Below are 14693 nucleotides of genomic sequence, written 5' to 3' on the forward strand. Positions count from 1 at the left end.
CTTCTTCCGTTTTGCGGGTGCGGCGAATTACTCCGCCGGCGCCTCGAGAGCAGCCGTCGCGGCGGCGGCTTTCTTGGCGGCCTTTGCCTCGTCCTTGCGCTGCTGTTCCATGATCAGGTCGTCGCGATGGGTCGCGACCGAACGGATCTGGTTCATGACAGCGCCCGTGCCGGCCGGGATCAGGCGGCCGACAATGACGTTCTCCTTGAGACCGTCGAGCGTATCGGACTTGCCGTTGACCGCAGCTTCCGTGAGGACGCGCGTCGTTTCCTGGAACGAAGCCGCCGAGATGAAGCTGCGGGTCTGCAGCGACGCCTTGGTGATGCCGAGAAGAACAGGCGTGCCGGAGGCAAGCTTGGCCTTCTTGTTGTTCTCAAGAAGCTTCGCATTGACCTCGTCGAGCTCGGAACGATCGACCTGTTCGCCTGCGATCAGATCGGTGTCGCCGATATCGTTGATCTCGACCTTCTGCAGCATCTGACGGACGATCACTTCGATGTGCTTGTCGTTGATCGACACGCCCTGGAGCCGGTAGACCTCCTGGATCTCGTTGACGAGGTAAGCCGCGAGAGCCTCCACGCCCTTGATCGCCAGAATGTCGTGCGGCGCCGGATTGCCGTCGACGATGTAATCGCCCTTCTCCACGACGTCGCCGTCCTGAAGATAGATGTGCTTGCCCTTCGGGATCAGGTACTCGACGGCCTCGACGCCTTCCTCATGCGGCTGGATCGAGACGCGGCGCTTGTTCTTGTAGTCGCGGCCGAACGCGATCGTGCCGGAGATTTCGGCGATGATCGCCGCATCCTTCGGCTTGCGCGCTTCGAACAGCTCCGCCACGCGCGGCAGACCGCCCGTGATGTCGCGCGTCTTGGCGCTTTCCGTCGGGATACGGGCGATGATGTCGCCGGCTTTCACCGTGCCGCCCGGGTTGACCGAGATGATCGCTTCCGCCGGCAGGAGGTAGCGGGCATCGCCGCCCTTCTGGAGCTTTGCGATCTTGTCCTTCACCTTGATGATGATCGCCGGCTTCAGATCCGAAGTACGGGTCGAAGTCCGCCAATCCATGACGACGCGCTTGGTAATACCGGTCGCTTCGTCGGTCGTTTCGGTGACCGATGCGCCTTCGACGAGATCTTCGAAGTCGATCGAGCCGTCCACTTCCGTGACGATGGGACGAGTATAGGGGTCCCATTCGGCGATACGCTGGCCGCGCTTGATCGAGTCACCTTCGTCCACCTTCAGGCGTGCGCCGTACTGCAGACGATGGGTGGCGCGCTCGGTGCCGTCGGCATCGACGATGGCGACGGTGACGTTGCGGCCCATGACGATCATGTCGCCGTCCGTGTTGCGGGCGGCGTGGCGGTTCTTGATGACGACCTTGCCCTCATACGAGGCTTCCAGGAACGACGAGTCCGCGAGCTGCGCGGTGCCGCCGATGTGGAAGGTACGCATGGTGAGCTGCGTGCCCGGCTCGCCGATCGACTGGGCGGCGATGACGCCCACCGCTTCGCCGTGGTTGACCGGAGTACCGCGCGCAAGATCGCGGCCATAGCACTGCACGCACACGCCGACCTTGGATTCGCAGGTCAGCACCGAACGGATGCGAACCTCCTGAATGCCGGACTGCGAGATGACGTCGACATCGGTTTCCGAGAGCATGGTGTTCTTCGGAGCGAGCACCTTGCCGGTCTGCGGATGCACGACATCTTCGGCCACGGTGCGGCCGAGAATGCGCATGCCGAGCGTCGCGACGACCTGGCCCGCATCGACGATCGGACGGACGCGGATACCTTCGCTGGTGCCGCAATCCTCTTCGGTGATGATGCAATCCTGGGCGACGTCGACGAGACGGCGGGTCAGGTAACCCGAGTTCGCCGTCTTCAGAGCGGTGTCGGCAAGACCCTTACGCGCGCCGTGGGTGGAGTTGAAGTACTCCATCACGGTCAGGCCTTCCTTGAAGTTCGAGATGATCGGGGTCTCGATGATCGAGCCGTCCGGCTTGGCCATAAGGCCGCGCATACCGGCGAGCTGCTTCATCTGCGCCGGCGAACCGCGCGCACCCGAATGGGCCATCATGTAGATCGAGTTGATCTGCTTGTCGGCGCCCTTCTCGTCCTTCTGAACCGCGGAGATGCGGCCCATCATTTCCTCGGCGATCTTGTCCGTGCACTTGGCCCAGGCATCGACCACCTTGTTGTACTTTTCGCCCTGCGTGATCAGGCCGTCCTGATACTGCTGCTCGTATTCGGAGGCGAGCACACGCGTGGCTTCGACGATCTTCGGCTTGGTGTCCGGCACCACCATGTCGTCCTTGCCGAACGAAATGCCGGCCTTGAACGCGTTGTGGAAGCCGAGCTGCATCGCGCGGTCGCAGAAGATCACCGTCTCCTTCTGACCGCAGTGGCGATACACCGTGTCGATCATGTTGGAGATTTCCTTCTTCGTCATGAGCTTGTTCACGACGTCGAAGGGCACCTTCGAATGCTTGGGCAGAAGCTGACCGAGCATCATGCGGCCGGGCGTGGTCTCGTAGATCTTCGAAGAGCGGTTGCCCTTCTCGTCCACCGAGATGAAGCGGCCTTTGATCTTGGTGTGCAGCGACACGCTCTTCGAGAAGAGCGCGTGCTCCACTTCGCCCATATCGGCGAACAGAGAGCCTTCGCCCGGCGCGCCTTCGCGCACCAGCGACAGGTAGTAGAGACCGAGCACGATGTCCTGCGAGGGCACAATGATCGGCAGACCGTTGGCCGGATGCAGGATGTTGTTGGTCGACATCATCAGGACGCGCGCTTCCAGCTGCGCTTCAAGCGACAGCGGAACGTGCACGGCCATCTGGTCGCCGTCGAAGTCGGCGTTGAACGCGGCGCAGACCAGCGGGTGAAGCTGGATCGCCTTGCCTTCGATCAGCACCGGTTCAAAGGCCTGAATGCCGAGACGATGCAGCGTCGGCGCGCGGTTCAGGAGCACCGGATGCTCGCGGATAACCTCATCGAGGATATCCCACACTTCCGGCTTTTCCTTTTCGACGAGCTTCTTCGCCTGCTTGACGGTCGTGGCCAGGCCCTTCGCGTCGAGACGCGAATAGATGAAGGGCTTGAACAGTTCGAGCGCCATCTTCTTCGGCAGGCCGCACTGATGCAGCTTGAGTTCCGGACCGACGACGATGACCGAGCGGCCCGAATAGTCGACGCGCTTGCCGAGCAGGTTCTGACGGAAGCGGCCCTGCTTGCCCTTCAGCATGTCGGCGAGCGACTTCAGCGGACGCTTGTTGACGCCCGTGATGACGCGGCCGCGGCGGCCGTTGTCGAACAATGCGTCGACCGACTCCTGCAGCATGCGCTTTTCGTTGCGGATGATGATATCCGGCGCGCGCAGCTCGATGAGCCGCTTCAGGCGGTTGTTACGGTTGATGACGCGGCGGTAGAGATCGTTGAGATCGGACGTCGCGAAGCGGCCGCCGTCCAGCGGAACGAGCGGGCGCAGATCCGGCGGAATGACCGGAACGACGGTGAGGATCATCCATTCCGGCTTGTTACCGGATTCGATGAACGCCTCGACGATCTTCAGACGCTTGGCATACTTCTTCTTCTTGATGTCGCTGTCCGTCTCCGTCATTTCCTGACGCAGATCGGCCGCGATCTTCTCGAGGTCCATGCCCTTGAGGATTTCACGGATGGCTTCCGCGCCGATCTGGGCGGTGAACGAGTCATCGCCGTACTCGTCCTGCGCCATCACATATTCTTCTTCGGTCAGAAGCTGGCGGTCCTTGAGCGGGGTCAGGCCCGGCTCGAGAACGACATACTTCTCGAAGTACAGAATGGCTTCGAGGTCGCGCAGCGTCATGTCGAGCAGAAGGCCAATGCGGCTCGGCAGCGACTTCAGGAACCAGATATGGGCGACGGGCGCGGCGAGCTCGATATGGCCCATGCGCTCGCGGCGAACGCGCGACAGCGTGACTTCGACGCCGCACTTTTCGCAGATGACGCCCTTGTACTTCATGCGCTTGTACTTGCCGCACAGGCACTCATAGTCCTTGATCGGACCAAAGATGCGCGCGCAGAACAGGCCGTCACGTTCCGGCTTGAACGTGCGGTAATTGATCGTTTCCGGCTTCTTGATCTCGCCGAACGACCAGGAGTGAATCTTTTCGGGGCTCGAGATCGAAATCTTGATGTTGTCGAAGGTCGGAGCCGGGGCAGCCGTGTTGAAAAGATTCATCACGTCCTGATTCATCTTATTCTCCTCAATGCGGACTTCGGGGCTGGCCCTGCCGTCCGCCGGCAATTTCGAATGCCTCCGGCCCTTACGGCGCGGAGGGGTCGGTGAAGGCAGGTCGCCCTGCCCTCACCTTTTAGTTCAGCGTCACTCGGCAGCGTCTGCCGGCGGCAGCTCACGGTTCGATGCGTTAAGCTCGACGTTGAGGCCGAGCGAGCGCATTTCCTTCACAAGCACGTTGAAGCTTTCCGGAATGCCGGCCTCGAACGTGTCGTCGCCACGGACGATCGCCTCGTAGACCTTGGTGCGGCCCGCCACGTCGTCGGACTTCACCGTCAGCATTTCCTGCAGCGTGTATGCCGCGCCGTACGCTTCGAGCGCCCACACTTCCATTTCACCGAAGCGCTGGCCGCCGAACTGCGCCTTGCCACCCAGCGGCTGCTGGGTAACGAGCGAGTACGGACCGATCGAACGCGCGTGGATCTTGTCGTCCACGAGATGGTGAAGCTTCAGCATGTAGATGTAGCCGACGGTGACATCGCGATCGAACTGATCGCCGGTACGTCCGTCGAACACGGTGGACTGGCCGGTTTCACGCAGGCCCGCCATACGAAGATGCTCTTCGATGTCGGCTTCCTTCGCACCGTCGAACACCGGCGTTGCGATCGGCACGCCGCCGCGAAGGTTCTGGGCCATTTCGATCAGCTCATCGCCTTCCAGCGACTTCACCGTCTCGTCCTTGCCGTAGACCTTGTCGAGCGTCGCCTTCAGCTGTTTGTCGCCCATGCCGGCTTTGTAGGCATCGATGGCCTTGCCGATCTGGAGACCGAGGCCCGCGCAGGCCCAGCCGAGATGCGTTTCGAGAATCTGACCGACATTCATGCGGCTCGGCACGCCGAGCGGATTAAGCACGATATCGACCGGCGTGCCGTCCGCCAGGAACGGCATGTCCTCGTTCGGCACGATGCGCGAGACGACACCTTTGTTGCCGTGACGGCCGGCCATCTTGTCGCCCGGCTGAATCTTGCGCTTCACCGCGACGAAGACCTTGACCATCTTCATCACGCCCGGAGGCAGTTCGTCGCCGCGCTGCAGCTTTTCGACCTTGTCGAGGAAGCGCTGTTCAAGGCGCTTTTTCGACTCGTCGTACTGCTTACGCATCGCCTCGAGTTCCTGCATGACCTTGTCGGACTCGACGGCGAAGTTCCACCACTGCGAACGCGGGAATTCTTCGAGAGCTTCCTTGTCGAGCTTGACGCCCTTCTTGAAGCCCTTCGGTCCGCCCACCGCATTCTGCTTGCCGAGAACGGAAGCAAGACGCGCATAGACGTTACGATCAAGGATCGCGAGTTCGTCGTCGCGGTCCTTGGCCAGACGTTCGATTTCTTCCCGTTCGATGGCGAGCGCGCGCTCGTCCTTTTCGACGCCGTGACGGTTGAAGACGCGGACTTCAACGACGGTGCCCTGCACGCCCGGGGGCACGCGGAGCGAGGTGTCGCGAACGTCGGAGGCCTTCTCGCCGAAGATGGCGCGCAGAAGCTTTTCTTCCGGCGTCATCGGGCTTTCGCCCTTCGGCGTGATCTTGCCGCACAGGATGTCGCCGGCGCGGACTTCCGCGCCGATATAGACGATGCCCGACTCGTCGAGGTTCTTCAGCGCTTCTTCCGAAACGTTCGGAATGTCGCGCGTGATTTCTTCCGGTCCGAGCTTGGTGTCGCGGGCGGCGACTTCGAATTCCTCGATATGGATCGAGGTGAAGACGTCGTCCTGCACGATCTTCTCGGAGAGAAGGATCGAGTCTTCGAAGTTGTAGCCGTTCCACGGCATGAACGCGACGAGCACGTTGCGGCCGAGAGCGAGTTCACCAAGGTCCGTCGACGGGCCGTCGGCGATGATGTCGCCGGTATTGACCTTCTCACCGACCTTCACCAGCGGACGCTGGTTGATGCAGGTGTTCTGGTTCGAACGCTGGAACTTCATCAGATTGTAGATGTCGACGCCCGGACGGGTCGGATCCGTCTCGTCCGCACGAATGACGATACGCGTGGCGTCCACCTGATCGATGACGCCGCCGCGGCGGGCCGCGATGGCGGCGCCGGAGTCGCGGGCAACGACCGCTTCCATGCCGGTGCCGACAAGCGGCGCCTGGGCGCGCACCAGCGGCACGGCCTGACGCTGCATGTTCGAGCCCATCAGAGCGCGGTTGGCGTCGTCGTTCTCAAGGAACGGGATGAGCGCGGCGGCGACCGAAACGAGCTGCTTCGGCGACACGTCCATGAAGTCGACGCGGTCGGCCGGCATCAGCGAGACATCGCCCGCGTGACGGCAGACGATGAGCTCTTCGAGGAAGGTGCCCTTCGCATCGATCGGCGAGTTGGCCTGCGCGACCGTGTACTTACCTTCTTCGACCGCCGACAGATAGACGACCTCGCCCGTGACCTTGCCGCCTTTGACGCGGCGGTACGGGGTTTCGATGAAGCCGTATTTGTTGACGCGGGCAAAGGTCGCCAGCGAGTTGATCAGACCGATGTTCGGGCCTTCCGGCGTCTCAATCGGGCAGATGCGGCCGTAATGCGTCGGATGCACGTCGCGCACTTCGAAGCCGGCACGTTCACGCGTCAGACCGCCCGGGCCAAGCGCCGACAGGCGGCGCTTGTGGGTGATTTCCGACAGCGGGTTCGTCTGGTCCATGAACTGCGAGAGCTGCGAGGAGCCGAAGAACTCGCGCACCGCGGCGGCCGCGGGCTTGGCGTTGATCAGATCCTGCGGCATGACCGTGTCGATTTCGACCGAGGACATGCGCTCCTTGATGGCGCGCTCCATGCGGAGCAGGCCGACGCGGTACTGGTTTTCCATCAGCTCGCCGACCGAGCGGACGCGGCGGTTGCCGAGATGGTCGATGTCATCGATTTCGCCGCGGCCGTCGCGCAGATCCACCAGCGTCTTGATGACGGAGAGGATGTCTTCGCGGCGCAGCGTGCGCTGCGTGTCCGGCGCGTCGAGGTCGAGACGCATGTTCATCTTCACGCGGCCGACGGCCGAAAGATCGTAGCGCTCGGCGTCGAAGAACAGCGACTGGAACATCGCCTGCGCCGTTTCCGGCGTCGGCGGCTCGCCCGGACGCATCACGCGGTAGATGTCGAACAGCGCGCCGTCGCGGCCCGTGTTCTTGTCGACATTCAGCGTGTTGCGGATATAGGCGCCGGTGTTGACGTGATCGATGTCGAGAATGTTCAGCGCCTTGAGGCTGATTTCCTCGAAAATCTTCAGCGTCTTCTCGGTGATCTCTTCGCCGGCTTCGACAAAGATTTCGCCGGTTTCGTCGTTGACGAGGTCATCGCCTACATACTGGCCGACGAGTTCTTCGTCGGAGATGCGCAGAGCCTTCACGCCCTTCTCGGCAAGCTGGCGCGCGGCGCGGACAGTGAGCTTCTTGCCGGCTTCGAGCACAACTTCGCCCGAGTCCGCGTCGATGAGATCGGCGACGGCCTTGAAGCCCTTCATGCGCTCGGCATCGAACGGCATACGCCAGCCGTCTTTGGTCTTCTTGAGCGGAATCTTGTTGTAGAAGGTCGACAGGATCTCTTCGGAATCGAGGCCGAGCGCATAAAGCAGGCTTGTCACCGGGATTTTGCGCTTACGGTCGATACGTGCGTACACGATGTCCTTGGCGTCGAACTCGATGTCGAGCCAGGAGCCGCGATACGGAATGATGCGGGCGGCGAACAGCAGCTTGCCCGAGGCGTGCGTCTTGCCGCGGTCGTGATCGAAGAACACGCCCGGCGAACGGTGCATCTGCGAGACGATGACGCGTTCGGTGCCGTTGACGACAAAGGTACCGTTCATGGTCATGAGCGGCATGTCGCCCATGTAGACGTCCTGTTCCTTGATGTCCTTGACGGAGCGCGCGCCGGTTTCCTCGTCGACATCGAACACGATGAGACGGAGCGTGACTTTCAGCGGAGCGGCAAAGGTCATGGAGCGCTGGCGGCACTCATCGACATCATATTTCGGCGGCTCGAATTCGAACTTCACGAATTCCAGCATCGCCGTGTTGCCGAAATCGGAAATCGGGAACACGCCCTTGAAGACCGACTGCAAACCTTCGTCGTCGCGCCGTTCGATATCGCCGATCTGCAGGAACTGGTCGTAGGACGCCTTCTGAACCTCGATGAGGTTCGGCATCTCAGCGACTTCCGTGATCTTGCCGAAGGATTTGCGGACACGTTTGCGGCCGGTGAACGTCTGAGCCATGTGGCTTCTCTCGCTTCGCTCGCTTACCCGCGCCCCGGGATATGGGCGCCAGGCGGACTCACTGAGAGTCCTCAAGAATTTTTGACCCGGGGAAGGGCCGAAAGGCCGCAAGGGCGCGCACCCCTACGGGTGCCGCCCAGCGGCCAAACTCACTACTGTAACTCGGAAACCGAATTCCCGGGGCTTCGCGGCCCCGGGACCGGCTCCGCGGCGCATGCGCGCCGCATAAACTTACTTAAGCTCGACCTTGGCGCCAGCCTTTTCGAGCTGGTCCTTGATCTTCGCAGCTTCGTCCTTGGACACGCCGTCCTTAACAGGCTTCGGCGCACCTTCGACGAGGTCCTTGGCTTCTTTGAGGCCAAGGCCAGTGATCGCGCGGACTTCCTTGATGACCTCGATCTTCTTGTCGCCGGCCGAGGCCAGGACAACGGTGAACTCGGTCTTCTCTTCGGCCGCAGCACCGCCGCCGCCGCCACCGCCGGCCGGAGCCGCAACGGCAACAGCCGCCGCAGCGGACACGCCCCACTTCTCTTCGAGGAGCTTCGCAAGCTCGGCAGCCTCGAGAACGGTCAGCGACGACAGGTCGTCTACGATTTTGTTCAGATCAGCCATTTATGTATTTCCTTCGATTCGAACTACAAGAGTTGGTGAACGGCCTCACGCCGCGTCCCGATTGGCATAGGCTCCGACAACGCGGGCCAGCTTGGCAGCCGGCGCCGTGGAGAGCTGAGCGAGCTTGGTCGCCGGGGCCTGAACAAGGCCGACGATCTTGGCGCGCAGTTCATCCAGCGACGGCAGCGAAGCGAGCTGCTTCACGGCCGCCGGGTTCAGAGCAGTCGCGCCGAGAGCGCCGCCGAGGATCACGAGCTTGTCGTTCCCCTTGGCGAAATCCGACACGACCTTGGTCGCCGCCACCGGATCTGCGCTGTAAGCGAGAACCGTCGGGCCCTTCAGCAGGGCTCCGAGATGGGCGACTTCTGTGCCTTCGAGAGCGATTTTGGCGAGGCGGTTCTTCGCGACTTTCAGGGCCGCGCCGGCACCGGACGCCCGACGACGAAGGTCGGTCATCTCGGAGACGGTCAGTCCCGAATAGTGGGCGACGACAACAACGCCGGAGGTCTTGAAGACCTGGCTCAGTTCGTCGACCGATTCACGCTTTTCCGCACGATCCACGTGCTCTCTCCAGTCTGGTGAAACGGATAATTCCGTAGCACCGGGTGGGCATTAGCCGCTTTTGTTCAACAAAAGCGACGGTGTGTGCCCTGTCCCCCTGGAGCCGCGCCGAAGCGCGAAACCCGGGTAGTAGGTTCGAACCGATAGTTGAGGCATTCGCCCCGAAATCGGTGTCTTACCCGTCTGTGCAGGCCCATCTGGCTTAAGCGCCGGATTCTAAAGAGAAAACCGGCCCACCTGCAGTCTCGGACAGGACGTCCGCCTCCAGTTGCCTGGAAGCCTTCTTCCCGGATTACGCCGGGCCGAAGTTTTGAACGGAGGCGGGTATATAGGCCCGCCGCCGCAAAATGTCTAATCGGCTTTTAAGCCTGAAGGACGCTCGACGGCTCGACGCGGACGCCCGGCCCCATGGTCGAGGAAATCGCGACCTTCTGGAGATAGGTGCCCTTGGCGCCGGCCGGCTTGGCCTTGACCACCGCGTCCGTGAAGGCGCGGATGTTCTGAGCCAGCTTGTCGGCTCCGAAGCTCGCTTTGCCGATACCGGCCTGGATGATGCCGGCCTTCTCGACGCGGAACTCCACCGAACCGCCCTTGGCGGCGGCGATGGCGCCCTTCACGTCCATGGTCACCGTGCCGACCTTGGGGTTCGGCATCAGATTGCGCGGACCGAGCACCTTACCGAGACGGCCGACCAGCGGCATCATATCGGGGGTGGCGATGCAGCGATCGAACTCGATCTTGCCGCTGTTGACGATCTCGACGAGATCTTCCGCGCCGACAATGTCGGCGCCCGCCGCCTTGGCTTCCTCAGCCTTGGCGCCCTTGGCGAAGACCGCAACGCGCTGCGTGCGGCCCGTGCCGTTCGGCAGAGCGACAACGCCGCGGACCATCTGGTCGGCGTGGCGCGGGTCGATGCCGAGATTGAGAGCGATCTCGATCGTCTCGTCGAACTTCGCGGTCGCGCGTTCCTTGACCAGCTTCACCGCCTCATCGAGGCCAACGAGCTTGGTCGGATCAACGCCCTCGCGGGCTTTTGTATAACGCTTGCCAGTAGCCATGATCAGCCCTCCACCGACAGGCCCATGGAGCGGGCGGAGCCCTCAACCATGCGCATAGCCGCCTCAACCGTCGTTGCGTTGAGGTCCTTCATCTTCTTTTCAGCGATCTCGCGCACCTGGGCGGAGGTCACCTTGCCGACCGTGCCCTTGCCGGGGGTCTGCGACCCCTTCTGGAGCTTGGCCGCCTTTTTGAGCCAGTAGCTCATCGGCGGGGTCTTCATTTCGAAGGTGAAGGAACGATCCTGATAGGCAGTGATGATCACCGGGATCGGCATGCCCTTCTCCATCTGCCCGGTGGCAGCGTTGAAGGCCTTGCAGAATTCCATGATGTTGAGACCGCGCTGACCGAGCGCGGGGCCGATCGGCGGCGACGGATTGGCCGCGCCAGCCGGCACCTGGAGCTTGATATAGCCCGCTACTTTCTTCGCCATTGTACATACTCCCAAAAACGCCCGCCGAAGCGGACTTTGGTACCGTGGTCGGGCTCCATCGCGATTGGCGTCATCGCAACTCGCCTCCCACGGCGTTTAAGCCAGACCGGATAACCGGCCCGGCCGTTCAACGTCAGGTCTTTTCGACCTGGCCGTATTCCAATTCGACCGGTGTTGCGCGGCCGAAAATCGACACCGCAACCTTGAGCCTTGCGCGGTCTTCGTCGACTTCCTCGACGGTGCCGTTGAAGCTTGCAAACGGGCCGTCCGCAACGCGGACCTGCTCGCCGATCTCGAAGGAGATCGAGGGCTTGGGCCGCTCGATACCTTCCTGAACCTGCTGCGCAATGCGCATGGCCTCGGCTTCGGGGATCGGCGTCGGCTTGTTGTCCGCGCCCAGGAAACCCGTGACCTTCGGCGTGTTCTTGATGAGGTGATAGGCCTCATCGGTCATTTCCATCTTCACGAGCACATAGCCCGGGAAGAACTTGCGCTCGGCATCGACCTTGCGGCCGCGGCGCACTTCCACGACCTTTTCGGTCGGGACGAGAATATCTTCGAACAAATCCTGCAGGCCGCGCTGTTCGGCAGCCTCACGGATTGCTTCCGCCACCTTCTTCTCGAAATTCGAGTAGGCGTGGACGATGTACCAGCGCTTGGCCATGCGCTTTAGCTCCCAATCCCGAGGACAAAAGTCACCCCGGTGCGGATGACCCAATCGACGATCAGAAAGAAGATCGACGCGATAACGGCGAAGACGAACACCATGATCGTGGTGATCACGGTCTCGCGCCGCGTCGGCCAGCTGACTTTCGCCGCCTCCGCGCGCACTTCCTGAACAAACTTGGCAGGGCCTGTTTTCGCCATGGTCTCATAGACTTCCAGCGCTTCACTGAGAGGTGAACGCCGAAGCCGGTCCTTTTTTGGGATCACTGCCGCCGCGGATGTCCGTCACCGGGCCGCAAGCGAAGGGGCTTAGTAAGGTGCAGGCCGCCCTCAGTCAAGGCTAACAACCGCGAGGATATGCTTAACTCGCCCTGCCCGGCGCCTCATTGAGGGGTTGGCAGGAGTGGAGGGACTCGAACCCCCAGCCCCCGGTTTTGGAGACCGGTGCTCTGACCAATTGAGCTACACTCCTACGGGCGCCGCAGGCGAGGCCCTTGAAGCACGCTCTCGTCTGCGATTTCAAGCCCAAAGCACCGGCGACGCTATCTATCGGGGCGTTCGCAGCGCCGCCGCGTAAAACGGCCCGCCCGCGGGGCCGATCGCCTCGACCGACAGATTCGCCTCGGCCGCCAGCCGCACCAGCTCCTCGGCCTCCGGGTGGAACCATTGTGTCCACTCACCGACGTCATCCTCATATTCGAAGCGCATCACGATTTCGCCGCAAGGCCGGTTCCGGGCTCGGTTGCGCTGGTGATAGGCGAGATGAGAGGGATCGGTCGTGCCGGTAATGTCGAGCCCGGTGACAAGGATCTGCCCGCCGGGAGCCAAAACCCGGGTAAGCCGGCGCAAAAGCTCAGCACCGCCTTCGATCGTCCCGCCAATGCCAAAATTGTTGCCGAACAGCACAGCCGTTTGGAACGCTAACGCGCCGAGCGCATCCGGCCCGCCATCCATGATGTCGAACAGCCGGACGTCCTGACACTCCCGTTCAAGGCAAACCTCCACCGCGCCGCGCGACTTATCGATCCCCGTCGTCTGGAAGCCACGGCCCTGAAGCCAGAGAAGGGTTCGCCCCGCTCCACAGCCCACGTCGAGGATAGGGCCTTCGGCGCGCTTCAACAGATCAATCTCGTGCGGGAACGGCTCGGCGGCAAAATAGAGGTCCGGATCGTGCGCGTCCGTGTGGCCGTCGTCGCGCCGGATGGTCATCAGCCGTCCGCCGAGACCCGCCTGCCGATCACGAAGGGCGTTGCCGAAAATATCCATAGGTTTCAGCCTATCGGCAGTTTGCTGAAAAAGAAAAAGCCCGGGTCTTGCGACCCGGGCTTTCATTTCCGAACAAAGTTCGTCGATTACTCGATGATGGCGGCGACGACGCCGGCGCCAACAGTTCTGCCGCCTTCACGGATGGCGAAGCGGAGCTTCTCTTCCATGGCGATCGGCACGATGAGGGTGACTTCCATGGCGATGTTGTCGCCCGGCATCACCATTTCCGTGCCTTCCGGCAGCGTCACCACGCCCGTCACGTCCGTCGTGCGGAAGTAGAACTGCGGACGGTAGTTGCCGAAGAACGGCGTATGACGCCCGCCCTCTTCCTTCGTCAGGATGTAGGCCTCCGCCTTGAACTTCGTGTGCGGCTTCACCGAACCCGGCTTGCACAGAACCTGACCGCGCTCGACGTCCTCGCGCTTGGTGCCGCGCAGAAGAGCGCCGATATTGTCGCCCGCCTGGCCCTGATCGAGCAGCTTGCGGAACATCTCGACGCCCGTGACCGTCGTCTTCGTCGTCGGACGGATGCCGACGATCTCGATTTCCTCGCCGACCTTCACAACACCGCGCTCGACTCTACCCGTGCACACCGTGCCGCGGCCCGAGATCGAGAACACGTCTTCAACCGGCATCAGGAAGGGCTGGTCGATCGGACGGTCCGGCTGCGGGATCGACGCATCGACCGCTTCCATCAGCTTCAGGATCGCATCGTGACCGAGCTCTTTGCTCGAATCTTCAAGAGCGGCCAGAGCCGAGCCCTTGATGATCGGGATCGTGTCGCCCGGGAACTGGTACTTCGACAGAAGCTCGCGCACTTCGAGCTCAACGAGCTCGAGCAGCTCCGGATCATCGACCATGTCGCACTTGTTCAGGAACACAACGAGCGCCGGAACGCCGACCTGGCGGGCGAGCAGGATGTGCTCGCGCGTCTGCGGCATCGGGCCGTCAGCGGCCGACACGACGAGGATCGCGCCGTCCATCTGGGCGGCGCCCGTGATCATGTTCTTCACATAGTCGGCGTGGCCGGGGCAGTCGACATGCGCATAGTGACGGTTCTTCGTCTCGTATTCGACGTGAGCCGTCGAGATCGTAATGCCGCGCGCCTTCTCTTCCGGCGCCTTGTCGATCTGGTCGTACGCCGTAAACGTCGCGCCGCCCGTTTCCGCAAGGATCTTCGTGATCGCCGCCGTCAGCGACGTCTTGCCGTGGTCGACGTGTCCGATCGTGCCGATGTTGCAATGCGGCTTGTTGCGTTCAAATTTCTCTTTGGCCATGGCTAGCCTTCAGTCCTCGTTAGATTGTGAGGGGATTTCGGCGCGGGGATTAAAGCTTTCCGGGTCGCGCCGCAAGTGTCCGGCGAGGCGCCAAAGCACCCCGGGAACCGTTGGCCCGGATATGGTGACACTCTTATGAAAAGTCAGCCCCCGGGAGCTTCCGCTGAGCAACCGCCCGGTTTGGCTTGGCGAACGGCCTGGCCCTCATTAAAAGAGTGCCGGCGCGGGTGTAGCTCAATGGTAGAGCAGCAGCCTTCCAAGCTGAATACGAGGGTTCGATTCCCTTCACCCGCTCCAATTCCCTTCGGCGCCTAGAGGCGCGAAGTCCGGTTGACAGGTCATGCCCCCGTCAC

10 protein-coding genes and 2 tRNA genes are annotated in these 14693 nt (G+C 62.1%); 1 reads left to right on the plus strand and 11 read right to left on the minus strand.

All coding sequences use genetic code 11. The annotated features are described in order from the left end of the window. Positions 1–27: 27 nt before the first annotated feature. The 11 genes from rpoC to tuf all read right to left on the minus strand — a co-directional run bounded on the left by rpoC (position 28) and on the right by tuf (position 14340). The gene (gene rpoC, locus IZ6_RS09800; RefSeq protein ID WP_222874882.1) at positions 28–4233 is read right to left on the minus strand and encodes a DNA-directed RNA polymerase subunit beta'; all 4206 of its coding nucleotides are present in this window, start codon (positions 4231–4233) and stop codon (positions 28–30) included. A 129-nt stretch (positions 4234–4362) separates the two neighbouring features. Continuing rightward, the gene (gene rpoB / locus IZ6_RS09805; protein WP_222874883.1) at positions 4363–8469 is read right to left on the minus strand and encodes a DNA-directed RNA polymerase subunit beta; all 4107 of its coding nucleotides are present in this window, start codon (positions 8467–8469) and stop codon (positions 4363–4365) included. A gap of 231 nt (positions 8470–8700) precedes the next feature. Then, positions 8701–9081, minus strand: a complete 381-nt coding sequence (gene rplL / locus IZ6_RS09810; protein ID WP_222874884.1) for a 50S ribosomal protein L7/L12 — start codon at positions 9079–9081, stop codon at positions 8701–8703. Positions 9082–9126: 45 nt separating this feature from the next. Continuing rightward, positions 9127–9642, minus strand: a complete 516-nt coding sequence (gene rplJ / locus IZ6_RS09815; RefSeq protein ID WP_222874885.1) for a 50S ribosomal protein L10 — start codon at positions 9640–9642, stop codon at positions 9127–9129. 362 nt (positions 9643–10004) lie between these two features. Next, on the minus strand, positions 10005–10700 hold the full coding sequence (gene rplA, locus IZ6_RS09820; protein ID WP_222874886.1) for a 50S ribosomal protein L1: 696 nt from the start codon (positions 10698–10700) through the stop codon (positions 10005–10007). Positions 10701–10702: 2 nt separating this feature from the next. Beyond that, positions 10703–11131: a 50S ribosomal protein L11 gene (gene rplK / locus IZ6_RS09825; protein ID WP_222874887.1), complete on the minus strand. Its 429-nt coding sequence runs from the start codon at positions 11129–11131 to the stop codon at positions 10703–10705. 133 nt (positions 11132–11264) lie between these two features. Then, positions 11265–11795 carry a transcription termination/antitermination protein NusG gene (gene nusG, locus IZ6_RS09830; RefSeq protein WP_222874888.1) on the minus strand — a complete coding sequence of 177 codons (531 nt, stop codon included), beginning with the start codon at positions 11793–11795 and terminating at the stop codon, positions 11265–11267. Positions 11796–11800: 5 nt separating this feature from the next. Further along, positions 11801–11998 carry a preprotein translocase subunit SecE gene (gene secE / locus IZ6_RS09835; protein ID WP_222874889.1) on the minus strand — a complete coding sequence of 66 codons (198 nt, stop codon included), beginning with the start codon at positions 11996–11998 and terminating at the stop codon, positions 11801–11803. 194 nt (positions 11999–12192) lie between these two features. After that, positions 12193–12269: transfer RNA gene (locus IZ6_RS09840), tRNA-Trp, on the minus strand. A 74-nt stretch (positions 12270–12343) separates the two neighbouring features. Beyond that, positions 12344–13063: a class I SAM-dependent methyltransferase gene (locus IZ6_RS09845; RefSeq protein WP_222874890.1), complete on the minus strand. Its 720-nt coding sequence runs from the start codon at positions 13061–13063 to the stop codon at positions 12344–12346. Positions 13064–13149: 86 nt separating this feature from the next. Then, on the minus strand, positions 13150–14340 hold the full coding sequence (gene tuf / locus IZ6_RS09850) for an elongation factor Tu (RefSeq protein WP_222874876.1): 1191 nt from the start codon (positions 14338–14340) through the stop codon (positions 13150–13152). Between the two features lie 223 nt (positions 14341–14563). Between tuf and IZ6_RS09855 the strand changes: the two genes are divergently transcribed. Then, positions 14564–14637, plus strand: a tRNA-Gly gene (locus tag IZ6_RS09855). Positions 14638–14693: the final 56 nt, after the last annotated feature.

Origin of the sequence: Terrihabitans soli (assembly GCF_014191545.1) — a bacterium.
Lineage (GTDB): Bacteria > Pseudomonadota > Alphaproteobacteria > Rhizobiales > Methylopilaceae > Flaviflagellibacter > Flaviflagellibacter soli.